The organism is Cognatishimia activa, assembly GCF_026016445.1.
GTDB classification, from domain to species: domain Bacteria; phylum Pseudomonadota; class Alphaproteobacteria; order Rhodobacterales; family Rhodobacteraceae; genus Cognatishimia; species Cognatishimia activa_B.
This window is the reverse complement of sequence record NZ_CP096147.1, coordinates 2,390,820-2,415,254: the sequence shown is the minus strand read 5'-3', so window position 1 is coordinate 2,415,254 and position 24,435 is coordinate 2,390,820. Positions and strand designations below refer to the sequence as shown.

Here is a 24,435-nt window from a genome sequence, read left to right as displayed (position 1 = left end):
GTCTCCGCGCCGCAGCCAATGACAGGAACGCGCCCGTTCCAACCTTGTGGATCATCAGTTCTCGCCATCGAAAATGCGTTTACGGGAACCAGACGTTCGGCGCTTCGGTTTCATTCAACAAATCAGCACTCTCAGCAACTTCTTACAGGTTCAATGAGATATAAGCTTGCACTTGCAACATATACGTATGCAAGCTACGTTCCCATAGGGAGGAACTTCATGGACATCAACGAGAACGAGAAAGCAAACAGTGCATCATCTGGCTTTGTCCAGCTGTTGGCGTTGTCCTGCTATCTTGGCTTGGCTGTGTTGATCGGTTGGCTCTGCATCATAGGGAAGTCAGTTATCCTGCCAGTCTTAATTGGCGTCATTGGCGTCTATCTCTATGTGGCAGCCGCTGATGCACTGGCAAGGTTTGGAGGGATGAAGAATCTTCCAAGGGGAGTTCGAAGGTTTACCGTAATCATATTTTTCTTAGCAATTCTCTCACTTCTAGTCCTCTTCATTGCGCAAAACGCACAGAGCATTTCCGAGACGGTACCGGTCTATGCAGAAAACCTTGAGGTTTTGATGACCCAGCTTCTGGACAGCATGGGCTTGGAAACGACGATCGACTGGGAGAGTATTGGTACCACAGTATCCGAAACGGTCAGTTTTGGCACGATAATGGAATACCTCATATCGGTTGTTTACTCATTTGGTTCTGTAGTTGTCTCCGCGTTACTCTATGCCGCTTTTCTAGCGGCTGAATTGGATGACTTGCCAAAGAAGACAGAGAAGGCCTTCGTTGATCAAGGTAAAGCCGCTAGTGCCATTTTGATGGCCAACAACATCAACAAGCGGATTGGGAGTTATCTAGGCGCCAAAACGCTAGTGAATGCGATTTTGGGAGTGGTTTCGTTCGTGATCCTCTTGCTGCTTGGCGTCGAATTCGCATTATTTTGGGCGCTGCTGATCGCGCTCTTCAACTATATTCCCTACATCGGATCAGTGGTCGGCGTACTCTTCCCGGTTGTCATTGCTTTCCTGCAAACTGGCAGCTGGATATTGGGTATATTGGCTTTTGTGACCTTGATGGCTGCTCAGATTTACGTCGGCTATGTTCTTGAGCCCCGACTATTGGGACGTTCGGTCAATCTCAGCCCATTTATGGTTCTGCTTGCGCTATCGTTCTGGATGGTCGTCTGGGGGTCTATCGGGGCCATTCTTGCAGTGCCTCTGACCGCAGTGATCATGATCATCCTTTCCGAGATCCCCTCAGTGCGACCCATTGCTGTCATGATGTCGGAACGTGGAGATGTCTGAGGTCACCAATTTCAGATTTCTCAAGGTTCACATACACCTTGTTAGATCGTTGGCGCGGACCTTTTCAGCGGGAAAGGTGGTCGGGTTGCTGATGATCAACAGCTCAGTCCTGGGAGCGGCGACTGTATTCTATTGGCTGGTCGAGCGATGGTCATTGCTCGATTCAGCGTATTTCGTCGTCGTGACGGCTGCCACGATCGGCTACGGTGATGTGGTGCCACAAACCTCAGTTGGGAAATTGTTCACCATTGGTTTTGTCTTTGTAGGCGTCGGTCTCTTCGTGGTTTTGGCCACGAGCGTCGCGTCGGAATTTTACAGACATGTGAAAGAAGACCCCATGATCCGCGACGCATTGGAAGAAGTGGAGGCGCATATTGATGGGCATAACCGAGAGACTTAAACATCTCAGCTGGCTGGGCCTGGTTTTGGCTGTGGTGTTTGCCGGAATGTCTTTGACGCCATCTTTGATACCTCGGAATTTTCTTGTCCAAGGTATTTTGACGGGGCTCGTCTTTTCTGTTGGCTACGCACTAGGCCGCGGATCCATCGTCGTTCTGACTTACTTCGAGCTGCCTGCAAAACGACATAACAACGCGTTCTTGTTAGCCCTAGCCAGCGCCTTGTTGTTTTTCGGCTGGTCCTGTCTACGCACAACTACATGGGCAAATGAATTGCGGGAAATCATGGGCATGGAGGCAGTGACAGCTGTCTTCGTAGTCCAAGTCGTTGCGCTGGCCAGCGTTGTGATCTTGGTTTGTTTTTCGATTGGTGCTGGTGTCAAATGGCTGTGGCGCAGGGCCGTTGAAAAGATCACGCATGTCTTACCGGGACGGGCAGGAGCACTTCTGAGCTTCCTCAGCGTGATTCTGGTAACGATTTTCGGCATCACCGGCGGTTTGGCCAATCTCGCGGTGGACATTCTTGATGGCATCTACTTCGTCTCAAACAGAACATCCGAAGAAGGTGTGGAACAACCTGTCAGGTCTTCCCAGGCGGGCAGCGACGCGAGCCTGATAACCTGGGACAAGACTGGAAAATGGGGTCAAGACTTCATTGTGAGCGGGCCATCTCGTGAGGATCTGAAAGCATTTGGCCTCGAGAACGCTCAGGACCCGATCCGGATATACGGCGGCCTGGAGCTAGCAGAAACTGAGTCTGAACGCGTTGATCTGGTTCTTACGGAGATGGACCGGGTAGGGGCGTTCGATCGCTCCATTCTGGTGCTTGGCACCCCAACGGGGACAGGCTGGCTTGACCCCGGCGCAGTGGACGCACTGGAGTACATTCATGCCGGCGACACAGCCATTGTTGGTCTCCAATACTCTTACACACCAAGTTGGATGACGATCCTTCTAGATCCAAACCGTTCAAAGCAGTCATCGAAAGCTCTATTTGATGCCGTTTATGATCGCTGGACTAAAATGGATGCCGAGACTCGGCCAAAACTCTATCTGTTTGGCCTGAGTCTGGGTTCAATGGGGTCCGAAGCTGCAGCGTCGCATTTCGCGACATTAAGTGACCCGATCGATGGTGCCCTACGCAGTGGTCCACCCTTTCCATCTGACCTATGGCGCGAATTGGTTGCCTCCCGCACGGAGGGTAGTCCGATCTGGCTTCCCCGTGTGGGAGATGGGTCTCTGTTGCGTTTTACCGGCAGGGAAAGCTCGCTGAGGGATGGGTACTCAGAATGGGCAAATCAACGCTACGTCTATATCCAACATGCCAGCGATCCGATGTCGTGGTTTGGGGCGAGCCTTCTATACGCACGACCAGACTGGTTGTCTGACGAAGGTCGTGCGGAGGATATTTCACAATATTTCGATTGGTATCCTGTCGTGACGTTCTTTCAAGTTCTGTTCGACATCCCGATTTCAGCTAGCCCGCCCTACGGCTTTGGACACAGCTTTCTTCCAAGCAGCTACGTTGATGCCTGGCTTGAAGTCATCCCTTCTGAGACCTGGACCAATGAGCAAACGAGGATGTTGAAAACGCAGCTTGATGCGGAAGTTGATTGAAGTTGGAGCCCACGGTCTGAAGCGAAAACCGTCAAAGCATTGGCCACAATATCTCAAAAGGAGACAGATGATGAAAGAAGCAAACAGTGATCCAACAGTGGGCGGAATCGTGTACGGAGTGGGTGTGGGCGCCGTAATTCTCGGCATCATTGCGATTGCCGCCCCGATCTTCACCACAATAGCCCTCAAAGTAATGCTAGGCTGGATGCTCTTGCTGTTTGGTGCATTGGTTGTGTACGCGGCGCTGCGTCAAGGTGGCCCTTCACCTCTATTCAGCTTTTTGATCGGTGCAATCTGCCTGTTTGTGGGCGGTTGGTTGGCATTCTTTCCCCTGACCGGCCTTTTGACACTGACCATCATCTTGGCGATTCAGTTGGTGGGGCAAGGCATACTCGAGCTGATTGTCGGGGTTACTTCAGCATCTAAACCCGGTAGGGGCGTGATGATCCTTTCCGGCATCGTTGGGGTTGTAGCGGGTATCTTTGTGTTCGCAGGTTTGCCAAGCACGGCCTCATGGGCATTGGGGTTAATGTTCGGTTTGAGCCTTTTGACTTCCGGTTGGGCTTATATGGCGATGGGCGCAGGTTTGAAGAAGATGGAAAGCACTGTGGGGTAGTAAATCGCATTACTACCAGACGTGGAGCAGGTGCGACAGCCGAGTATTCAGGGTGGGGATATGTTTCAATCACGCCAGGATGCGTTCAAGTTGAGGCACGACCCAACTTGGAGTTCGGATGTGAAGCGTCGTCTTTAAGGGTTTCGGAAGCAGTCCGATCGCGGGTTTCAAGCCACCGGTCGAGGCTTCCGAAATCAAAGAAGATGGCAATAAGAGCCGGAAACACAAAAATCACAAGAAATGTGGAAGCCAATAGGCCGAAGGCTACGGCAACGACCAAAGGCACCAGTGTTTGTGCCTGTGGGCTACTCTCGTAAATGATCGGCAGCAAACCCACAAAAGTCGTTGATGATGACAAGATTACAGCGCGGAAACGGTGATCTACGGCTGAAACAACAGCGCTCTCATAGTTACCATCTTCTACAGAGCCTTCGAAAAAAGTCAGGAAGAGGATCGCGTTGTTTACTACGACGCCTGCAAGCGAAGCGAAGCCAATTAGACTTGGCATGGACAAGTCATATCCAAGCGCGACGTGCCCCAGAATGGTGCCAATGAGCGCAAATGGAATCGACATCATGACGAATATCGGCATAGCGTAGCTATGGAATTGAAATGCGAGAATGATGTAGACCCCCACCAAACCAAGCAAAAGTGAGGTCGCAATAGACATCATTGCAGTGCCTGTCTCTTCAGCCGATCCACCAATCCCAATTGACACGTCCGGATAATCCACCGCCATTATTGGCCCAAGTTCGTCAGTGACTACGTCCCCGATGCCCGTAGCGGTTTGTGTCGAATTGTCGATATCACCGATAATCCTGGCGACCATTGCGCCATCTTTTCGTGTGATCTGAGCAAATGTAAGGCCGGGTTTCAGGCTGGCTATTGAGCTCAGCGCCACTTGTTGCCCCCCGGGCAGACTGATCGAAAATTGTTCTAATTCTCGCATTGAGCGAATTTCCGAAGACAATTCTACGCGAACCTCGCGCGTTGTCGCGCCCGTTTTGAAGTTGTCTGTCTCGGTTCCCGAAAATGCTGTTCGAAGTTGGCTGACGACGTGTTGCTGCGTGACGCCGAGGCTGTAAGCGTATTCGTTCAACGAGACAGAAATCTCTGGTGTTCCGCCGTAGAAGTCCTGGTAGGCACTGATCACGTCATCTCGAGATTGCAAAAGGCTGAGCAAGACGCCCGCCGCTTTGGCCAAGTTTTCAGCATCTCTCCCGAACAACTCTACCTCAAGATCGTTGCCGCCTGGACCACTTTCAGATTGGGTAAAATTGATTTGTGACACGTCCGTGATCAGACCAGCGTATTCCTTCCACTTGGCCAGCACTGTTTCCGCCGACACATTGCGTCTTGCTGCTTCAAGCAGATCGACCGACACGGTTGCAGTATGCGGACCGTTGTCTTTGACATCGCTGTTTTCTGAGAAACGAACAAGGTGTCGCAGGACCAGCGGTAAACCGCCTTCGGTTGCTGGCGTGAGCTCCGCGTCAACCCGCTCCAACGCAGTTATCAATGTTTCGACGACGGTTTCAGTGCGGTCAAGTTGACTGCCAGTCGTCAACGCAACCCTGACCTCAATGGTGTCGGCTTCCGTTGCAGGGAAACCTATGATTTTTACGGTGCCATTCGCGATTAGACCAACACAAACAATCAAAATGGCAACTACTGTACCGACCGTGAAATAGCGCAGCCGAACCAGCGCTACTACCGCGGGCAGGACAAAGCGCCTCTTAAAAGCTTCCAGAAGACGCGGCACGAGACGTTCTTCCTGAGGTTTACCAGAACCCGTATGTGAAAGGTGGCGTGGCAAGATCAAAAACGCCTCTATCAAACTGACCGATAGAGTGATGAGCAAAACGATAGGAATAACTTTCAGGATCGCCCCAAAGGTGCCGCTCAAAAACATGAGCGGTCCGAATACGCAGGCTGTCGTTAAGAAGGAAGACAAGACCCCAGGAAAGACTTCGCGCATCCCACGGTAAGCTGCCTCTTGTGGCCCGACCTCGCGCCGCCATTTCGCGATGTTGTCGGCAATGACAATACTGTCATCCATGATCAGCCCAACTGCCATGAGCAACGCAATCAGCGAGATCATGTTGATGGTCACACCGACTTGGCTCATCAAGAACAGACCCACCAGAAAAGAGAAGGGCAGGGCGGCCGAAATCCAGATCGCTTCGCGGAGCGAAAAGAACATCAACATCACAACGATCACGAGGGCGAGCCCTTGAATGGTATTTTTGACAACAAGGTCGATGCGATCAGCGACTGTCGCGGTCATGTCATTTGTGACTTCGATCGCGAAGGGGGCAGGGTATAAGGACCGCTCTATTTCCAATAGCTCGGTGACCTGCGCAAACGCATCAATTGCATCATTTGCTTTTGCCTTGGTGATTGAAATAATCGCCGCCTGGTTGCCGTCGATCAAAGATTTTGACTCAGGGTTGGTTGCTCGAAGCTCGATCTTTGCAAAGTCCCCAAGGCGAACCAAACCTCCGGACGCATTCCGGAGAATGATCAAGTCTTCTAACTGAGGGATGGTTCTTCGCGTCTCATCGAGACGCAAGGCGATATCACGATTTGATGTGCTCAGCGAACCTAGAGGCGCTTGCAAGCTTCGTGATTCCAGAATGTCTGCGACATCCTGCGCGCTGACCCCATATCGACGTAGTTCCTCTTGAGAGAAGCTGACGATGATGTCGGATTGGGAGACGCCCGATACGCTTGCGCCCGCTACCTGGCTGAGTTGTCCGATACGGTCGGCCAACTCTTCCGCATATCGCAGGAGGCCATCCTCAGTATGAAGGCCTGAAACTGCTAGCAAAGCGATTACCTCGGTGCGCCCGGATATGGCCACAACAGGTGGCTCCACCTCTGTGGGAAAGGTTGAAATCGACGCTGTCCCTGACGAAACATCGTTAAAGAACTGCCCAATTTCACCACTCTCGGACATTTCAAGAGTAGCAGTCGCACGACCTTCGACAGATTGGCATTGAAGGCTGTGGAGGTCACTTGTGCCACTGAGGGCTCCATCTAACTCAACACATATCTGCTCATCGACATCTACCGCCGACGCGCCGGGGTAAGTGACATCAACTGTAACTATGGATGGGCTGAATTCTGGAAATGTCTCCCGTTCGATGGAACTCACGGTTATCAAGCCAATCAAAAGACCGGCGAGAAGAATAAGGTTGGCGGCATTCGGATGATGAGCGAAGTAACGCAACATGGCTTTACTCCGCTGAAACGGCGGCTAAGGGCATCCCAAGCACGGCGGGCTGCGGATCCGATAGGACGATCAGGTCTCCTCGCTCCAAACCCTCTGAGACTAGAATATAATCGCCCGAAACCGCCCCAAGTTTCAGAGCACGAATATCCAGCCGGTCAGTTTCATCAGCAACATATGCAAAGGGTTGGCCATCGACGCCGTATCGAACAGCATCACGCTCAATTAAGGTAACATCAGGCAATGGTTGACTCGTGAGTCGCACTTCAACAAATGCATCGTTGGACAACGGGGGACGTTGCTTGCTCGGATCGATGTCACCTGGATTGGCCACGCGAACCACAATACCGACTGTTCCGGTTTCGGCGCTGGTAATTCCGATGATCCGCACCAGGTCGGCGTCCCACTCATGTATGAGGTCCCCAACTGTCAGACGAACTGTCGCTGACAGATCCATGGCCTGCACAACCGAAAATACTTCACGTGCATCTTGCGGGTCGATGAGCTCTGCCACCGACAAGGTTTCTGCACTGCTAAAAAGATCCGAGAGTTGAGCCGGTTGGAACTCAGCGACAATATTGCTTGCCGATATGTCATCTAGAGAGAATAGGGTGTCTCCCGCACGAATGAACTGATCGACGGCAACAGCAACCTCCTGCACCCGGCCCTCAAATGGTACGTTGAGCTTTGTGGTACTCAGTATGTTTCTTGCATTTTCAACCTCAGCCCTGCGCGTCTTTATAGCAGCTTCCAAACTTTGAGTTTGAACTGGCAACAGAGCCAGAGTGTTCTCCAGGCTCAAGACCGTGCGCTGTTGGCCCAACAAAGAACGACGGGCGCTTTCGACCGCAGTTTGAGTGCTTGACCCCCGATCTACCAATGATTGCTGGCGGTCAACCTCGACTGCAAAAACCGCTTCAAGTTCTTTCTCTAAAGCAAGGGTCCGACGGGTGTTGGCTTCGCTGGCAGAAAGTTCGGCTAGAGATATTTCAGCTTCTGCCAGAGCCGCATCGGCGATGGAAAGTGCGACTTCATAGTCTTGTGGATCAACTTCGACTGCCAGTGCACCAGATGCGATAAATGCGCCTTCCTCTATAGATGGATCAAGCCGCAAGATCCGACCACTCACTTGCGCTACGGCCTTCCAACTCCTGACTGGCTGAACATAGCCATAACCGACGGCTTGCGGCTGGAATACAATTGGCTCGATGACCTCGACGCGAACGGGAAGCGGTTTCGGTTCGACAGCCTCTTGGGAGAGCGTTTCGCCAGGACGCGTCATCCAAATGAATACGGCGGCACCAGCAAGCAGAGGCGGCAATATCCAAACTACGCGTCCAATCATGCTACCTCCCAGTTTATAAAGTTATTCGCCGGTCATGCGCTTACAGATCCACACTCCGGCTGGTAGGCCAAGTGCGCCTGCAATGGCAAAACACCATATTGCGGTTTTCGTCGTAAAGTTATCGGTCAGAATTAGGATCAGAATTCCGATGCCGGTTAGAAAACCGGCACAGAAAAACTGCATAATCGCAAGAAGCCAATGGTTCATGCGTTCAACCGCTTCCAAACATAGTTGTAAACAGAAAGATCAACGAAGTCAGAAGTCCAGTTAGTAGCGCACACACTGCCCCAAGCCCAAATCCGATGCTATAAAACTCAGTGCTTGAGAAAAGGTACGCGATGCCAAACGCAAAGACCGCGCCAATCAGAACGCGAACGCCCAATGAGAACGCGAGCGGGGCATCCCCGGTCACACCAGCCTCCTGCGCGAACATGCTTGCAATCCCTTGGCGAACCACTCCGCCGAAGGGAACCGGAAGCACGCCGGCAAGAAATCCCCCCCACAAAGTGCTCATACCGATTGCGGCGACGATTGCTCCAACGACGCCACCCAATAGGGTCACAGCGAGGTAAGTTCCTAAAAGGACCATCGAAATATTGAAGGGAGCTTCTTTCATTGTGTTTTTTCCTGTCAGTTCTCTTGTTGTTTCACCGGAACTCAAAAGCTTCAGTGTGGATTTTGTTCGCGGCCACACCTTCAGACTTCAGGTCCTTAATGATCGATGAGGTCATGACGCGTGGTCCGCACAAGAAGTAGTCAAAACTCGTCATCGACGTGCCCAGCTTCTCCTTTATTTTTTCCACTTTGCAGAATTCGCCATTGTTGGATTCCAACAAAATCAGCTTCATATTCGGCATCATCGTCAGTTTTTCGCGCAGCTCATCAAAGAAGAGCGCCTCAGCCCCTTCGCGAACGGCGTAAACGAGATAGATTTCGCGATCATCACCATCTTTGAGACCCCGGATTGTGGAGAGGAACGGAGTCACACCAATGCCGCCTGCGATCCAAACCTGCTTGTTGTCAGCATGGCTGGTGTCGAAACGTCCGTATGGTCCACGCACATCAACTTCCAATCCTGGGGTCAATTCTTCACGTACTTTCCGTGTCCAATCACCAAGGACCTTTATTGTGAATCGAAGCTTGTCCTCGTCCGGAGCGCTGGAAATTGTAAATGGGTGGGGTTCAGAAAAGCCATCACCCTTCACCTCTACGAAAGCAAACTGACCCGGCTTAAACTGAAGCGCATCTCCAATTGGTGAAAGGACAACTTCAGTCGCGCGCTCCATCTTGTTTACGGCGTCGATGACGTAAGTTTTGGCGGACGCTCTATTCATGCCAAACATGCTGTATCCATAGGAAAGAATACCAACGATCCCTGCCAGAATGAGCAGCAAACCTGACGGACCAAACCGGTCAAAGAAAAACTCCGGCGCTGTCATGAAGTGGGCGACAATCAGGACGAACACCACACCCATAAGTTTGTGCGGCATTCGCCAGCGATGATACGCGATCTTTCGATTCAGGGTGACAATGACCAAGACAACCAACAAGATCATGCCCGCCATGCCAAGCGGCGAAGACGGGAACGTGACATCCGCTGTCGCCACAATGCCTTCTGGGATTTCTTTTGGCGACGCAAAGAAATGGACCAAAACAAGGATCGTGGCGATGACACCGCACGTTTTGTGAACCTGATACATGCGGTCCAGGCCGCCGAAGGCGTCTTCCAAAACTGACGGACGTGTCGCGAGAAAGATGGACGTCGCCATCAACAGGAACGCGATACCTCCAACAAGAGTAGCGCCAAGCGCTCTCGGTGAAATTTCATCGTTGGCGAATCCGATGTGAAGCAGGGCGAACAAACCAAGTATTGAAACGATTCCAAAGATACCGGCACGCTTGGTCATTGGAATGGACCCCTATTCTTCTGGTTTGAGGGCTGCGCGGATTGCCACCAAAACTGTGAAACCGCCAAGATATTCGTCTTCCGTCAGGATGGCGTCGCCGTTTAAATCCGCTCGCTCAAAGCCAGCGAGGCTGTTTTTGCGATGTTCAGTCTTTGATACCAACTCGTCGCCGTTCCGATCTGCCACGGCGAACATAACTTTGAGGGCAGTTTCATAAGCCAAAACGCGATCATTCTCTTCCGCCAAAATGCGAAATCCGTAATCCCAGCCCATCCACTCTTCCAGATTGAGCTTTCCATTGTCATCCTGGTCCATGGATACGAAAAGCGACTCTCGAAATTCTTCAACATCGCCTTGATGGATGTATCCATTTCCATGAACATCAATATTTTCAAAAGCCAGTTCTGCCAATCGCTGGCCCTCCGGTACGTCCTGCGCGAGTGAGGCCATAGGGATGAAAGTCGCTAGCACTGAAGCTATGACACCGTTTCGCATGATCATTTTTGGTCTCCTTAGGACTGTGGATTAATAGATGAACCCCGGCACGGTTTAAGCCCTAGGCGCCAGTGCCGCTCTAAATACAAGTGACGGAACATAGCCTTGTTCATACTCCTTTGTTGACAGCGTCTCATCGCCATCCAAATCTGCATGTCGCATGAAATCTTGCGTGCTTCGTTCGAGTTCGGTTTGATTTATGAAGCCGTCCTGGTTCCTGTCCCGCAGGGCAAAAAGGATACGCTTTGCGGCGCCGAAGATGTCTGCTTCATCACGTTCTGTAGCAAGTCTTTCGAGCCCAAAATCAGAGCCGAAAAACTCTTCTTCAGACACTGTATTATCTTGATCGTAGTCCATGCCGAAGAAAATGCTACCGGCCATCTGGGTCAGCTCAGCAACATCAATTTTACCATCTTTGGATGTATCGGCGGACTCGAAAGTCGTTTGGATAACATCGCGTCCCGCTTCTTGAGCATTCATAAAAGTTGGGACTGTGAGCAGAGCCAAAGCCGCAACGGATAGAATTTTGCTTTTCATTTTGCGCTTCCCGTTGTTCGGCCAATTGTGAGCCGAATTGGCCTCTCTAACCGCAAGATAATCTGCATCTGTAACACTTGCAATCGCAAATATTGTATAGGCAAGCTGGCAGTGGTAGTTTCGGTTGCGCCATTAGCTTGCACATGCAACAGTACGGAATGCAAGATTTGAAGTCAATCGGCGAAGGTGCAATAGTTGCAATGAGCAAGAATAATGCCAGGCAATTGGGATGGAGCCTTAGCTTCCTGATGAAATTATCGAAACAGCCAGGGATGCGCAAAGCAAGTTTGGGTTTCTTAATCCAGATAATGGCGCGGCGAATTGAAGACGGAATGAAGTCGCTGCTGAATGAGCACGAGATTGACATTAAGAATTTTCCCAATCTCATAACACTGAGAGATCACGATGGGTTGTCACAGCGCGAACTCGGCCGGTACATGGATTTCCCTGAATATTCGACTAGCCGCCATGTAGATAGCCTTGTACGAGATGGCTATGCAGAGCGCCGACCTGATCCGAATAGCCGTCGCGCCGTTAAAGTCCATCTAACAAAGATAGGCCGGGAAAAGGCTGATTTGTTGCCAGGCATCATTCGGGAGTCGAACAGAAATGTCTTGAAAGGCTTGGAACCCGAAGAGGCGGAGCAACTGCTTATATTGCTGCAAAAACTGGTCAGTACAACGGAGAAGTAACTTGTATCTGCAACTCACGCTGGTAAGCGACTGGCATTTGGTGCAGCCCGATCTTTCAACACTTGAAATCTACGCTTTGGCTGCTTTTCAAGAGCAAAGCTCAATTGAAGGATTCTGTTCGCATCTCCTGACAAAACTGAAATTTGTTTCATTGATGAAGTAACCTAGGATTCTCAGCGGACTTCTACTGAAACGCTGTGGAATTTCTTGGCAAAAAGCAGCCAGGAGAGTCAAATTAGCGGACGCAGCTGCCATTCGATAACTCACTCAGGGTGCGTTTGCAGCGAATGTCTGCTAAGCGGGGCAGGTGCTGCTCCGTTGCGCGGGGGATGATATTAATTTTTCCAGCTCGCTTCTTTCCAGGAGCTGGAACAACTGAAACAACGTCTTTGATAACTTAAGCAGGACGATCTTTTTGCAGATCGTGGGCGTTTTGCATCTTAAGCCAAAGCTCAGGGGAAGTGCGAAATACGCGAGCTAATCGGCGTGCGGTATCCGTGGTTATTTTCGATTTTCCACCTAAGATCTGCTCAACGCGACTGCGTGGAACACCAAGGGCTTTGGCTAGCTTTGAAGAAGAGAGTTGAAGCGGATTCATGTACAACTCCGTTAACACTTCTCCGGGGTGCATAGAAAATTGTAGGGTATGCATTTCAAACTCCAGATCGCAACTTTGAGCACCATACCACAACAATCGGGGCTCTATTTCTAGAATAGGAACATACTTATGAGCGAACAAATATAACGAACTCAGGTTCCGTATTGCAAAAGATAAACCTTGGATTTTCAAACGTTAGGCACAAAAGCAAAAGGAAGAATTATGCTTCCCAAAAGGCAAAACTATGCTGCACGGTACAGTAAGGATTTGGTGGAGCCAAGGGGGATCGAACCCCTGACCTCTACAATGCCATTGTAGCGCTCTCCCAGCTGAGCTAAGGCCCCAAAACCATGTGACGTTTCCGTCTGTGAGCGCCTAACTAGGCGCTTCGCTGGGCGGGATCAAGTGGAAAACCCGCCCAAACGAGATCATTCGTCGTTGTCGTCCGCAGGGACATCGGCGATGTCGTCCAGAGAGACGTTATCATCATCGTCTTCATCCAAAACATCATCATCCAGATCGATGTCTACAGCGTCATCATCATCCAGAACTTCTGCGTCGTCCGCGTTTGCAGCTTTCGCTTTTAATGTCGCCGCATCTTCGTCATCTGCTGCGATCATGCGGCTCTTGCCGCCGTCCATTTCAACCACTTCACCAGTGTAAGGGCTGACGATTGGATCTTTGTTCAGGTCGTAGAAGCGCTTGCCAGTTGTAGGGCACAGGCGCTTAACGCCCCATTCTTCTTTGGGCATGGGAATCCCCCTAAATCACGTGAGTCTTGTCGACAGTTCGGGCCAAGTGCCATAAGTGGCAGAGCAAGTCAAAGGGTAACGCGCGCTCAGCCGCGTCGGGAGTGCAATGACACAACATTTTCTGTCAGGAGAGCCGAAAATCGCCGTCAATCTGCGTCGCAGTGCGCGGGCTCGGCGGATTAGCCTGCGGGTCTCTCGCTTAGATGGAAAGGTGACTTTAACCCTGCCCACGCGGGTGCCTGAGAGAGAGGGGCTGGCCTTTGTAACCGAAAAGCAGGAATGGATTCGTCAACAGATTGCGGATCGTCCCGAACATGTGCAGGTCGACATTGGCGTTTCACTTCCTTTTCAGGGCGATTTACTTGAGATCGTAACCGGTGCGGGCAAAGGGATACACATCAAAGACCAATCGCTGCTGGTCCCGTCGGCGCGAAGAAGCACTTCGAAACGGATTGAAAGCTTTCTAAAAGAACAGGCGCGGTCTCGATTGGCTCAGGCCTGTGATGACTATGCAGCTGCTCTCGGGAGCGATTATACGAAGCTGACCATGAGGGATACGCGGTCGCGTTGGGGATCATGCACCTCGACAGGTGGGCTTATGTTCTCCTGGCGTTTGATCATGGCGCCAGAAGAGGTGCTGCGCTACGTCGCTGCGCATGAGGTTGCGCATTTGGATCAAATGAATCATTCGGCAAAATTCTGGGCGCTAGTTGAGAGGTTATACGGACCGCATCAAGCAGAACGCCGCTGGTTGAAGCAGCATGGTGAGAAACTACATCGCTATCGATTTTGACGCGGCGATTTGTCAATTGACCTTCTGCGTCTTTGTGATCACATTTCGGGAATGCTCTCTCAAACGCGCGCGCCCGAAACATCGTCCTCCGCACATGATCGCGTTTATCGTGGTCTTAGAACCCGGATCATGCATGGGGAGATTTCGCCAGGTCAAAGCCTGACTCTGCGCGGTATAGGCGCGGAATATGGCGTGTCGATGACACCCGCGCGTGAATCTATTCGCAGGCTTGTCGCTGAGGGTGCATTAACGCTGACATCATCAGGGCGCGTGTTAACGCCGGAGCTTTCGAATGATCGTATTGAAGAGTTGGCGGCTCTGCGCGCGCTGATCGAGGTTGAGCTTGCGAGCCGAGCCTTGCCACGGGCCCATATGGCTCTGATAGATCGCTTGCAGATGATCAATAACCACGTGGCTGAGCGTGTCGCGCAACGCGATCCGGTCGGCTATATTGCGGCGAATTTGGAGTTTCACCGCACGCTCTATCTGCGCGCGCAGGCGCCTGCGATGCTGGCAATGGCAGAGACCGTTTGGTTGCAGCTGGGTCCGACGATGCGGGCCCTTTATGGCAAATTGCGCCGCACTGAACCGCCGCAATATCATCGACTGATTTTGGCTGCATTGAAAGCGGGCGACGAACCGGGTTTACGCTTGGCAGTGCGGTCAGATGTGACGCAGGGCCTGCGCCACCTGACATCTTAAATCCTAGGCCGCGAGGCCCTTGCTGCCCATTCCCATGAATTTTTTGCGGCGCGCTCCGATGATCTCATCACGGCTCATGCCCTTGACCTCAGACAGCATTTCACCAATCGCTTTACCAACGGCTTCAATCGCCAACGCACGGTGACGGTGTGCACCGCCAACAGGTTCTGTAATGCTGCGATCCACGACGCCAAGCTGCATCAAGTCTGCCGCGGTCAGGCGAAGGGCCTCAGCCGCTTCACGCATCTTGTTGGAGTCCTTCCAGAGGATCGAGGCGCAGCCTTCTGGGGTGATGACGGAATAGACCGAGTGCTCCAGCATTGCGAGTTTGTTGGCCGTTGCCAGCGCGACCGCGCCCCCAGAGCCGCCTTCGCCAATGATTACGGAAATCACAGGCACGCCGACTTGCAGACATTTCTCAGTGCTGCGCGCGATGGCTTCGGATTGGCCGCGCTCTTCTGCGCCTTTTCCTGGATAGGCACCTGGAGTGTCCACAAGCGTCACAATTGGAATATTGAACTTATCGGCCATCTCCATCAGGCGGATCGCTTTGCGGTAGCCCTCTGGGCGCGCCATGCCAAAGTTGCGCTCAATGCGCGATTTGGTGTCATTGCCCTTTTCCTGGCCGATCACCATGACCGGTTGGTCATTAAAACGCGCAAGTCCACCCATCACCGCATGGTCGTCGGCAAAATTCCGATCACCTGCCAATGAGGTATATTCGGTGAAGAGTGCATTGATGTAGTCTTCACAATGCGGGCGGTCTGGATGGCGTGCGACTTGGCATTTCCGCCAAGGCGTTAAGCTCTGATATAGCTCATCCAGCATTTCACTGGCTTTACGGTCCAATGCCGCTGCTTCGTCAGAGACATCCATTTCCTCATTTTGCCGCGCCATGGCCCGTAGTTCTTCGGCTTTGCCTTCAATCTCGGCCAACGGTTTTTCAAAATCGAGGTAGTTAGTCATTAGTCACTCCGCGCACTTGTGCGTCTCGGTATATGACCTTGCGTGAGAGGAAATGCAACTCATGCTATTAGGCTTGGGATCAATGAAACGATCAAAAGTGCGGCCATTGTCCAGTTAAACGCGACCAATCTCTTAGGATTGCTCAGGATAAGTCGAAGTTTCTGCCCAAGTATGGTCCAGGAGCTCACACATGGTAGGTTTATCGATCCAAAGACCAGGGCAACCCATAGGACTGCGATGAACTCGCGACCCGGTGCGTAGAGCGTGATCGCAGAAAGCGCCATGGTCCAAGCTTTTGGGTTAACCCATTGAAACAAAGCGGCCTGAAGAAAGTTCATCGGTTTCGCACCCGCGCTCATACCCACTGGGCTTGCTGAGTGAGCGATTTTCCATGCGAGCCACAGCATGTAGCCGGCACTTAGCACTTTCAGGATTGTATAGCTTGGTGGCCAGGCGTCAAAGAGCTGCATCAAGCCCGCGCCCACCAGCATCACCATAACGGTAAACCCGATCCCAATTCCCAGCATGTGCGGGATGGTTCGGGTAAAGCCGAAGTTTGCACCTGAAGCCAAGAGCATCATGTTATTGGGCCCCGGTGTGATGGACGTCACAAAGGCAAAGGCGACCAAGGCTGTCAGTATCTCATAAGTCATGTGTGCAATACTGATTGAATTTTTGGCGCTTTTGGTTGCGTTCTTGTGCGTTTGGCGGCAATTATCACAACTAATGGCTAAGAATGACCAAATCAACGACAGTATATTGCGAGAGCTTTCGCGCGATGGGCGGATCAGTAATCTCGATCTCGCGGAGCGAGTCGGGTTGTCCCCGTCGGCCTGTTTGCGACGGGTGCAAGAACTTGAGCGGAGAGGGGTGATTTCCGGCTATCGGGCAGTGCTTGATCGTGGCAAGCGTGGCATCGGTTTCGTCGCCTATGTGACTGTTGGTTTAAATCAGCACACCAAAGCGGCACAGGAAGCCTTTGAACAGGCTATTTCACGGGCACCCGAAGTGATTGAATGCCATAATATCACGGGTGCTGTGGAGTATTTGCTGCGTGTTGAGGCCACAGACCTCGTAGCCTACAAAACATTCCACACGGATGTCTTAGGGATATTACCGCAGGTTCACTCAATCACCAGCTATGTGGTGATGGGATCGCCGAAAGACGAACGGAGTTAATTTCGGCAACCCGGAGAGAGCTTGAACCGGGTTGCCAGAACGGGCCATGAATTTTGGGGAAACCTGGCCCGAAACTTTAGCTTGCAGCGATCAGCTCTGCCTGTGCCACAATCACCTCAGCCTGTTTGATCGAAGCGATATCGACCAAACGACCCTTGTAGACGGTTGCACCTTCACCTTTGGCTTTGGCTTCTTCCATTGCAGCAAGGATTTCGCGCGCTTCGGCGACGGCTTCTTCGGATGGGGTGAAGACTTCGTTGGCTAGGGCGATTTGCTTTGGATGGATCGCCCATTTGCCAACCATGCCTAGCGTTGCAGAGCGTTTCGCCTGAGCGATAAAGCCAGCGTCATCTGAGAAATCACCGAACGGGCCGTCAACAGGCAGTACGCCATGTGTACGGCAAGCGGCCACAATTTTAGCTTGCGCCCAATGCCATGGATCGGACCAATGTTTGTCCTCTCCACGCTGCATGTAATAGTTTTCTTGCGTGCCGCCGATGCCGGTGGTCTGCATGCCCATGGAAGCCGCAAAGTCGGCCGCGCCCAAGCTCATGGCCTGCAGGCGAGGGGAGGCCATTGCGATTTCTTCTGCATGCGCGATGCCAGCAGCAGATTCGATGATGACTTCAAATGAGATTTTCTTTTTGCGACCCTTGGCTGTTTCGATTGCTGTTACAAGCGCATCAACAGCGTAAATGTCTTCTGCGCAGCCAACCTTTGGGATCATGATCTGATCCAAACGTTCATCAGCCTGCTCCAGCAGATCAACGACATCGCGATACCAATAAGGTGTATCCAGACCATTGATGCGCACAGACATGTATTTGTTACCCCAGTCGATGCTGCCAAGCGCTTCGATGATATTGGCGCGGGCAGAGTCCTTGTCGGACGGGGCGACAGAATCTTCCAGATCAAGGTTGATCACGTCAGCTGCAGATGCCGCCATCTTTTCAAAAATGGCTGGGCGGGAACCCGGCCCAAACAATTGGCAACGGTTTGGGCGCGCAGGGGCCGCAGGTTGAATGCGGAAGCTCATCTGGAATCCTCCAAGCAAGGAAATTACGATTTTTTCTGATTTCTGATTATTAAATTGCGCAAAGGCTCGCAATCCTATTTTTTGCATTCGCGGCAAAATTACGCTGCGTTGCGGCGATTTCGAATGGTGTGCAGATTCTTCGACAAATAAAGTCTGAGTGAAACATTCTTCGAATAATGCTGGATATTGCTAAGATATATTTCGCAAAACCGGGCTTATCTGACGTAAACAGCAATAAATTCTCGTCAAAATGATGGATTTTCCCTGAGATTTACTAATTCTCAAAGGGACCGCGGCAATGATCGAGACTCCATATCTGCTTTTCTTGGGCGATGCGCCTGACATGTTGGCCGCGAAAGTGGCTATTGGTATCCGCGACTGGCGTCCTGAGAACGCAGTCGGTCAGATCAGCTTAGAAAACTGCGGCGCTGATCTTGGTCTGACTGAAATGACTCTGGAACAGGGGCTGGAAGCGGGCGCGAAAACTCTGGTTGTGGGCGTAGCCAACCGCGGCGGCATCATTTCCCAAGCTTGGAAAGAGGTACTTCTGAAGGCGCTTGAGATGGGTTATGACATTGCGTCTGGCCTGCACAATCTGCTGTCTGACGAAGGTGATCTGGTCGCTGCGGCGCTGATGCATGGTCGTACTTTGCACGATGTGCGCATTCCTTCCGTTCAGTATCCAATCGCAACCGGTATTCCTCGTTCCGGTAAGCGCTGTCTGGCGGTTGGTACCGACTGTTCTGCAGGTAAAATGTACACCGCGATGGCGATGGATGCTGAAATGCAGAAGCGTGGCCTGAAGTCCACCTTCCGCGCGACTGGCCAAACCGGCATCCTGATCACAGGTTCTGGTGTTCCACTGGACGCCGTTATTGCGGACTTCATGGCGGGTGCGGTTGAATATTTGACGCCTGACAATGATGAAGATCACTGGGATATGATCGAAGGTCAGGGCTCTCTGTTCCACGTGTCCTATTCCGGTGTGACCATGGCACTGGTGCACGGTGGTCAGCCTGACGCGCTGATCCTTTGCCACGAGCCAACCCGCACACACATGCGCGGTCTGCCGGGTTTCAGCCTGCCAAGTCTGCAGGAGCTGCGTGACGTTGCTCTGACACTGGCAAAAGTTGCAAATCCGAATGTTGTTGTTGCTGGTATCTCCATCAACACCCAGCACCTGTCTGACGAAGATGCGACAGCTTATTGCGCGAAGGTCGAAGAGGAAATGGGTCTGCCAACTGTTGATCCATATCGCCATGGTGCCGGTCGTCTTGTAGACGCGCTCGCAGCGATCTGATTAGTAAAGGGCGTCTGGCAACAGGCGCCCTTTTTCCGTCGAAAGGACTGACGAATGAACATCACCGTGACCGCGGATACGTTCCGATTGGCACAGGTATTCACCATCTCGCGCGGCTCTCGGACCGAAGCCAAGGTCTTGACCGTGAAAATCGAGAAAGATGGTGTCACAGGCTGGGGCGAATGTGTGCCCTATGCACGTTACAATGAAACTCTGGAAAGCGTGACCGCTGAAATCGAAGCACTGCCTGCAGAGTTCACCCGCGAAGAGCTGCAAGACTTGCTGCCTGCAGGCGCTGCAAGAAACGCCGTTGATTGTGCGATGTGGGATCTAGAGGCAAAGACCGCTGGAAAATCAGCTCGCGAACTGGCCGGACTGGACGCTCTGGCACCAGAAATCACGGCTTACACGCTTTCCCTCGACACACCCGAGAAGATGCAAGAACAGGCGGCTGAAAACGCGTTTCGCCCGCTTCTGAAGATCAAACTTGGCACGCCAGATGACATGCCGCGTCTTGAAGCAGTGCGTGCGGGCGCGCCTGACTCAACCATTATTGTAGATGCCAATGAAGGCTGGTCTGCAGAAGTTTATGCTGATCTCGCGCCGCATCTGGTGCGTTTGGGAGTGGCATTGGTTGAACAGCCACTTCCGGCTGGCGAAGATGACGCTCTGATTGGCATGGAGCGCCCAGTTCCGGTTTGCGCCGACGAAAGCTGTCATGACCGCACCAGTCTGCCAAAACTCAAAGGCAAATATGATGTGGTGAACATCAAGCTCGACAAGACCGGTGGCCTGACCGAAGCGCTGAAATTGCGCGATGAGGCGCTGGCTGAAGGCTATAAAGTCATGGTTGGTTGCATGGTGGGTTCGTCGCTCGCGATGGCCCCGGCGACCCTGGTTGCGCAAGGTGCGATGATCACGGACCTTGACGGGCCGCTGCTTCTGGCCGAAGACCGGGACGTACCATTGAATTTTGATTCAGCCGGTGTGCATCCACCCAAACCGGCACTCTGGGGTTGAGGAGACCATTATGACCCGTACCGTTTATGTGAATGGCGAATACCTGCCAGAAAACGAAGCTAAGGTTTCGATCTTTGATCGTGGTTTTCTCTTCGCCGATGCTGTTTACGAAGTGACTTCTGTTCTGGACGGCAAGCTCGTTGACTTTGAAGGACACGCAGTGCGTCTGGAACGCTCTCTGAACGAACTGGATATGCAGGCGGCCTGCACCAAAGAAGAGCTGCTGGAAATCCACCGCAAGCTGGTTGAACTGAACGAGATCGATGAAGGCCTGGTTTACCTTCAGGTGTCTCGTGGTTCTGACGGTGATCGTGACTTCGTGTTCCCATCGGAAGATACAAAACCAACACTGGTTCTCTTCACGCAGAACAAGCCTGGCCTGGCGAACAGCCCAGCATCGCAAAAAGGTGCGAAGATCATTTCCATCGATGACATCCGCTGGGGTCGCCGCGACATTAAAACTGTTCAGCTGCTTTACCCATCCATGGGTAAGATGATGGCGAAGGCGGCCGGTGCCGATGATGCTTGGATGATCGAAGACGGCTATGTGACCGAAGGCACCAGCAACAACGCCTACTATGTCAAAGACGGCACAATTGTAACGCGCCCGCTGTCCACCGACATTCTTCACGGCATCACCCGAGCGGCTGTTCTGCGTTTGGCAGAAGAAGCGCAGATGCAGATCGAAGAGCGCCTCTTCACCATTGAAGAAGCCAAAGAGGCGGATGAAGCCTTCACGACTTCCGCATCCGCATTTGTGATGCCGGTTGTTGAGATTGATGGCGCACAATTGGGTGACGGTACTCCGGGCCCAATCGCGAAGCGTCTGCGTGAAATCTATTTGGAAGAAGCTCGCGCAAAGGCGATCTGAGGCGTCACTAAATTGAAATGCAAAAGGGCAGGTCTTGGACCTGCCCTTTTTTGTTATTTCTGCTGGTCTGTAACGTTCTCTTTGAACGCTTTTTCAAACTCTTTCTGTTTTTCTGGACTCGCGTCGGTCTGATAGTTGGCTTTCCATTCGTCCATGGTCATGCCGTAGAAAATCTCGCGGGCTTCGGTTTTGTCCATCTCGATGCCACGTTCATTTGCGGCTTCCTGATACCAGCGGCTCAGGCAGTTCCGGCAGAAACCAGCGAGGTTCATCATGTCGATATTCTGCACATCGGTACGCTTTACCATCAGGTGTTCGCGCAGTGTGCGAAAGGCTGCTGCTTCGAGTTCGATGCGGGTTTGATCATCCATTGTCATTTCCTTTGTGAATGACGCGCCGAGCATAGGTCTCGCGCTGAATTTCTTCGGGGGCGACCGAAAGCGCCCCCACTTCGGGGAGGTGTTCTAGCATAACCGCCAGCAAGTCTTCGGCCAGTTGTTTGCGTACCTCTTCGGGACGGCCCGCCATCATTTTCAGTGTCAGATGTGCGAAATTCGGTTTCGCCGCACCTGTCAATGTGTTTTGGCATGCCGTTGACCGGGCGCGGATGTCCTCTGGCCCAAACACGCCGCTATCAGTCGCGGTTTGGAACAGGGCCTGAACCAGAGACGAGATGTCATAACGATCTGACAATTCACTGGAGTGTTCGAGGATCAGATGCGGCACGACAAAGTCTCCTTAGTATCCGCTACGGTTGAAGGCGTCTGTTAAGACAGGGTCCAATCGTTCCGCCCAGGCATGTTGTCCGGTCTCATCCGTGATGAGATCCTGCCGCACTTCGATCAGCACGTTCATGCGGTTCCTTTGCAAGGCAATACGATCAACGGAATCACCAGGGAGGTGTCCGTGGTACGGTTCGTTATTGCCGACGGTCAGATCGCCTTCCTCTTCCAGACGCTTAATAACGTGCGGGCGTAGATTGCGAGGGTCGTGGGCGGCATGCAAAATCGCGATTTCCCAAGGTCGGGGGGATTTGCCGTTCAACTTTGGCGAAAAGCTGTGCATGGCCACGATAATCGGATCTTCGCGTCTATCAGCAAGCTTATTGAGCGCTCTGTGGTAGGGGTCGTAGTAGCATTCCTTTCGGCGCTGCTCTTCCTCTGCATCGATTTCCGCGTTCGCCGGAATCAATGTGCCATCATAAAGACGCATGATCAGCGTCGGATCGTTGGCGCCGCGATTAGGGTCGATCACAAGGCGAGAGAAATTCGAGGCAATCACTGGGGCATTCATCAATTCCCCGAGTTTCAGGCCCACGCCAAGTGCGCCAATGTCATAGGCGATGTGGCGTTCCATATCCTCAGGTACAAGCCCTAAGTCGCCGCCGCTGACCTCGGTAGGAACGGTATTGCGCGCATGGTCTACGGTAATGATCCAGCGGCTTGGACGGTCTTCTCCATAAATGTGGTAAGATTCGTGTGTCATCTGTGTGTCGTTTCCTTCGCGTACCCAATATGCGACGCGCTTAGAAAAGGGAATTGCGTAAATTTTGCTGACGTTATAGCTAGCGTTAACATTTTAGCTCTGGGGATAGAAAACCGATGAGACGCCTGCGTAACGTAAAGATTGTGGCCACCCTTGGTCCGGCTTCAGAAACCTATGAAACCATCCGCGCGTTGCACGAGGCGGGTGCGGATGTGTTCCGCTTGAATATGAGCCACGGCAGCCACGAAGAGATTCAGGTCAAACACGAGATTATCCGGAAGGTCGAAGATGACTTAGGCAGCCCTATCGCCATTCTGGCAGACCTGCAGGGGCCGAAACTGCGAGTTGGTGTTTTTGCCAATGACGAAGGCGAGGATCTGGTTGAAGGCGAAAAGTTCCGACTGGACCTAGATGAGGCCCTTGGTGATATCAAGCGCGTGAACCTGCCACACCCAGAGATTTTTGCGGCTCTGAAACCAGGTGCGCATTTGCTCGTCAATGACGGTAAAATCCGTCTGCGCGTGGAAGACTGCGGCAAGGATTTTGCTGATTGTATCGTTGTGACAGGTGGCCGGATATCGAACCGCAAAGGCGTTAACGTGCCCGACGTGGTATTGCCTCTGGCAGCGCTGTCTCCAAAGGACAAGAAAGATCTCGAATTTGTTGCGGAACTGGGTGTCGACTGGATCGCGCTTTCCTTTGTGCAACGCCCAGCCGATGTTCTGGAAGCACGCGAAATGATACGTGGTCGTGCCTCGGTTCTCTCCAAAATCGAGAAACCAACTGCGGTTGAAAACTTTGACGAAATCCTGGACGTCTCTGATGGCATCATGGTGGCACGCGGTGACCTCGGTGTTGAGCTGCCCGTCCAGAACGTTCCACCTATCCAAAAACGTCTTGTGCGCCGTTGTCGTCGCGCGGCCAAGCCTGTGATCGTGGCGACCCAGATGCTGGAAAGCATGATCGAAAGCCCGATGCCAACACGTGCTGAAGTTTCTGACGTCGCGACAGCGATCTACGAGGGTGCGGACGCGATCATGTTGTCTGCTGAATCAGCCGCTGGTTCCTATCCGATCGAAGCTGTGACCACAATGGACAACGTCGCGCAGGAAGTTGAAAGCGACGGCACATATCGTGAGATTATCGAAGCATCGCGCAGCAGCAAAGGTGAAACCGTTTCCGACGCGATTGTTGCCGCGGCACGCGAGATTGCAGAAACCACAGAAATCAGCGCGATCTGCTGCTTTAGCCAGAGCGGCACCACAGCCTTGAAAGTCGCGCGTGAGCGTCCGCGTGTTCCTATCATTGCAATGACCAGCCGTCTGGGTACGGCGCGTCGTCTCGCTCTGACTTGGGGCACCACCTGTGTGACTACTGGTGAGATAACGCGGTTCAAAATGGCGGTTCTGGCCTCTGTTGGGGCAGCCAAGCGGCTGGAGATGGCAACCGAGAAGGATCAGGTTGTTGTGACTGCCGGCCTTCCATTCAATGTTCCGGGTACCACCAACATCGTGCGCGTTGCACCTTGCGACGAACGTTTGATTTCTGCCACCGAACCTGAGTAATATTCTGCCCATCGGAGTTCCCTC

The 24,435-nt window shown here is 52.4% G+C and carries 27 protein-coding genes and 1 tRNA gene; 12 read left to right on the top strand and 16 right to left on the bottom strand.

The annotated features are described in order from the left end of the window. Window positions 1–219 precede the first annotated feature (219 nt). The 4 genes from M0D42_RS12105 to M0D42_RS12090 all read left to right on the top strand — a co-directional run bounded on the left by M0D42_RS12105 (window position 220) and on the right by M0D42_RS12090 (window position 3,936). Window positions 220–1,305, top strand: coding sequence for an AI-2E family transporter (locus M0D42_RS12105; protein ID WP_265018865.1), 1,086 nt, complete (start codon window positions 220–222; stop codon window positions 1,303–1,305). Between the two features lie 91 nt (window positions 1,306–1,396). Then, a complete protein-coding gene (locus M0D42_RS12100) occupies window positions 1,397–1,705 on the top strand; it encodes a potassium channel family protein (protein ID WP_265018864.1) in 309 nt (102 codons plus the stop codon). Next, window positions 1,683–3,320, top strand: a complete 1,638-nt coding sequence (locus tag M0D42_RS12095; RefSeq protein WP_265018863.1) for an alpha/beta hydrolase — start codon at window positions 1,683–1,685, stop codon at window positions 3,318–3,320. The genes M0D42_RS12100 and M0D42_RS12095 overlap by 23 nt, the downstream gene beginning before the upstream one ends. 70 nt (window positions 3,321–3,390) lie before the next feature. Continuing rightward, window positions 3,391–3,936 (top strand): HdeD family acid-resistance protein, encoded by a 546-nt coding sequence (locus M0D42_RS12090; RefSeq protein ID WP_265018862.1) that lies wholly within the window; start codon window positions 3,391–3,393, stop codon window positions 3,934–3,936. 85 nt (window positions 3,937–4,021) lie between these two features. Here M0D42_RS12090 and M0D42_RS12085 read toward each other — a convergent pair whose 3' ends face one another. From M0D42_RS12085 to M0D42_RS12055, 7 genes are read right to left on the bottom strand one after another with little or no spacing between them, the layout of a single operon-like run. Next, a complete protein-coding gene (locus M0D42_RS12085; RefSeq protein WP_265018861.1) occupies window positions 4,022–7,171 on the bottom strand; it encodes an efflux RND transporter permease subunit in 3,150 nt (1,049 codons plus the stop codon). 4 nt (window positions 7,172–7,175) lie between these two features. Further along, on the bottom strand, window positions 7,176–8,513 hold the full coding sequence (locus M0D42_RS12080; RefSeq protein ID WP_265018860.1) for an efflux RND transporter periplasmic adaptor subunit: 1,338 nt from the start codon (window positions 8,511–8,513) through the stop codon (window positions 7,176–7,178). Window positions 8,514–8,534: 21 nt separating this feature from the next. Continuing rightward, entirely contained in the window at window positions 8,535–8,720 is a 186-nt protein-coding gene (locus M0D42_RS12075; RefSeq protein WP_265018859.1) for a hypothetical protein, read from the bottom strand. A 4-nt stretch (window positions 8,721–8,724) separates the two neighbouring features. After that, the gene (locus tag M0D42_RS12070; RefSeq protein ID WP_265018858.1) at window positions 8,725–9,129 is read right to left on the bottom strand and encodes a hypothetical protein; all 405 of its coding nucleotides are present in this window, start codon (window positions 9,127–9,129) and stop codon (window positions 8,725–8,727) included. A gap of 31 nt (window positions 9,130–9,160) precedes the next feature. After that, on the bottom strand, window positions 9,161–10,420 hold the full coding sequence (locus M0D42_RS12065; protein ID WP_265018857.1) for a ferric reductase-like transmembrane domain-containing protein: 1,260 nt from the start codon (window positions 10,418–10,420) through the stop codon (window positions 9,161–9,163). Between the two features lie 12 nt (window positions 10,421–10,432). After that, window positions 10,433–10,921: an EF-hand domain-containing protein gene (locus tag M0D42_RS12060; protein ID WP_265018856.1), complete on the bottom strand. Its 489-nt coding sequence runs from the start codon at window positions 10,919–10,921 to the stop codon at window positions 10,433–10,435. A 48-nt stretch (window positions 10,922–10,969) separates the two neighbouring features. After that, the gene (locus M0D42_RS12055) at window positions 10,970–11,452 is read right to left on the bottom strand and encodes a hypothetical protein (RefSeq protein ID WP_265018855.1); all 483 of its coding nucleotides are present in this window, start codon (window positions 11,450–11,452) and stop codon (window positions 10,970–10,972) included. 158 nt (window positions 11,453–11,610) lie between these two features. On the opposite strand from M0D42_RS12055, the gene M0D42_RS12050 reads away from it, so the two are divergent. Next, complete coding sequence (locus M0D42_RS12050; RefSeq protein WP_265018854.1) at window positions 11,611–12,144, top strand: MarR family winged helix-turn-helix transcriptional regulator; 534 nt, start codon at window positions 11,611–11,613, stop codon at window positions 12,142–12,144. 397 nt (window positions 12,145–12,541) lie between these two features. Here the strand turns inward: M0D42_RS12050 and M0D42_RS12045 are convergent, their stop codons facing one another. The 3 genes from M0D42_RS12045 to M0D42_RS12035 all read right to left on the bottom strand — a co-directional run bounded on the left by M0D42_RS12045 (window position 12,542) and on the right by M0D42_RS12035 (window position 13,494). Then, a complete protein-coding gene (locus M0D42_RS12045) occupies window positions 12,542–12,775 on the bottom strand; it encodes a HigA family addiction module antitoxin (protein ID WP_265021148.1) in 234 nt (77 codons plus the stop codon). Between the two features lie 235 nt (window positions 12,776–13,010). Then, window positions 13,011–13,086: transfer RNA gene (locus M0D42_RS12040), tRNA-Ala, on the bottom strand. 84 nt (window positions 13,087–13,170) lie between these two features. After that, window positions 13,171–13,494 (bottom strand): TIGR02300 family protein, encoded by a 324-nt coding sequence (locus M0D42_RS12035; protein WP_265018853.1) that lies wholly within the window; start codon window positions 13,492–13,494, stop codon window positions 13,171–13,173. Between the two features lie 106 nt (window positions 13,495–13,600). On the opposite strand from M0D42_RS12035, the gene M0D42_RS12030 reads away from it, so the two are divergent. Beyond that, a complete protein-coding gene (locus M0D42_RS12030; protein WP_265018852.1) occupies window positions 13,601–14,287 on the top strand; it encodes a M48 family metallopeptidase in 687 nt (228 codons plus the stop codon). Between the two features lie 51 nt (window positions 14,288–14,338). Further along, window positions 14,339–14,989 carry a GntR family transcriptional regulator gene (locus M0D42_RS12025; RefSeq protein WP_265021147.1) on the top strand — a complete coding sequence of 217 codons (651 nt, stop codon included), beginning with the start codon at window positions 14,339–14,341 and terminating at the stop codon, window positions 14,987–14,989. Window positions 14,990–14,992: 3 nt separating this feature from the next. On the opposite strand, the gene M0D42_RS12020 is transcribed toward M0D42_RS12025, so the two are convergent. Continuing rightward, on the bottom strand, window positions 14,993–15,955 hold the full coding sequence (locus M0D42_RS12020) for an acetyl-CoA carboxylase carboxyltransferase subunit alpha (protein ID WP_265018851.1): 963 nt from the start codon (window positions 15,953–15,955) through the stop codon (window positions 14,993–14,995). 59 nt (window positions 15,956–16,014) lie between these two features. Beyond that, window positions 16,015–16,608 (bottom strand): LysE family translocator, encoded by a 594-nt coding sequence (locus tag M0D42_RS12015; protein WP_265018850.1) that lies wholly within the window; start codon window positions 16,606–16,608, stop codon window positions 16,015–16,017. A gap of 73 nt (window positions 16,609–16,681) precedes the next feature. Here M0D42_RS12015 and M0D42_RS12010 point away from each other — a divergent pair, with 73 nt between their 5' ends. After that, a complete protein-coding gene (locus M0D42_RS12010) occupies window positions 16,682–17,134 on the top strand; it encodes an Lrp/AsnC family transcriptional regulator (protein ID WP_265018849.1) in 453 nt (150 codons plus the stop codon). 76 nt (window positions 17,135–17,210) lie between these two features. On the opposite strand, the gene M0D42_RS12005 is transcribed toward M0D42_RS12010, so the two are convergent. After that, complete coding sequence (locus tag M0D42_RS12005) at window positions 17,211–18,170, bottom strand: L-malyl-CoA/beta-methylmalyl-CoA lyase (RefSeq protein ID WP_265018848.1); 960 nt, start codon at window positions 18,168–18,170, stop codon at window positions 17,211–17,213. A 298-nt stretch (window positions 18,171–18,468) separates the two neighbouring features. Between M0D42_RS12005 and dgcN the strand changes: the two genes are divergently transcribed. Genes dgcN through M0D42_RS11990 form a run of 3 tightly spaced genes read left to right on the top strand, consistent with a single transcriptional unit; the run spans window position 18,469 to window position 21,361 of the window. Further along, window positions 18,469–19,470, top strand: coding sequence for an N-acetyltransferase DgcN (gene dgcN / locus M0D42_RS12000; RefSeq protein ID WP_265018847.1), 1,002 nt, complete (start codon window positions 18,469–18,471; stop codon window positions 19,468–19,470). A 54-nt stretch (window positions 19,471–19,524) separates the two neighbouring features. Then, the gene (dgcA, locus tag M0D42_RS11995; RefSeq protein ID WP_265018846.1) at window positions 19,525–20,490 is read left to right on the top strand and encodes an N-acetyl-D-Glu racemase DgcA; all 966 of its coding nucleotides are present in this window, start codon (window positions 19,525–19,527) and stop codon (window positions 20,488–20,490) included. A gap of 10 nt (window positions 20,491–20,500) precedes the next feature. Continuing rightward, window positions 20,501–21,361: a D-amino-acid transaminase gene (locus M0D42_RS11990; protein ID WP_265018845.1), complete on the top strand. Its 861-nt coding sequence runs from the start codon at window positions 20,501–20,503 to the stop codon at window positions 21,359–21,361. Between the two features lie 53 nt (window positions 21,362–21,414). Here M0D42_RS11990 and M0D42_RS11985 read toward each other — a convergent pair whose 3' ends face one another. Genes M0D42_RS11985 through M0D42_RS11975 form a run of 3 tightly spaced genes read right to left on the bottom strand, consistent with a single transcriptional unit; the run spans window position 21,415 to window position 22,846 of the window. Continuing rightward, entirely contained in the window at window positions 21,415–21,732 is a 318-nt protein-coding gene (locus M0D42_RS11985) for a DUF1244 domain-containing protein (RefSeq protein ID WP_265018844.1), read from the bottom strand. Beyond that, window positions 21,725–22,087 carry a 5-carboxymethyl-2-hydroxymuconate Delta-isomerase gene (locus tag M0D42_RS11980; RefSeq protein ID WP_265018843.1) on the bottom strand — a complete coding sequence of 121 codons (363 nt, stop codon included), beginning with the start codon at window positions 22,085–22,087 and terminating at the stop codon, window positions 21,725–21,727. Before M0D42_RS11980 ends, M0D42_RS11985 begins: the two co-directional genes overlap by 8 nt. A gap of 12 nt (window positions 22,088–22,099) precedes the next feature. After that, window positions 22,100–22,846: an N-formylglutamate amidohydrolase gene (locus tag M0D42_RS11975; RefSeq protein WP_265018842.1), complete on the bottom strand. Its 747-nt coding sequence runs from the start codon at window positions 22,844–22,846 to the stop codon at window positions 22,100–22,102. 116 nt (window positions 22,847–22,962) lie between these two features. Here M0D42_RS11975 and pyk point away from each other — a divergent pair, with 116 nt between their 5' ends. Next, entirely contained in the window at window positions 22,963–24,411 is a 1,449-nt protein-coding gene (gene pyk / locus M0D42_RS11970; RefSeq protein ID WP_265018841.1) for a pyruvate kinase, read from the top strand. Window positions 24,412–24,435: the final 24 nt, after the last annotated feature.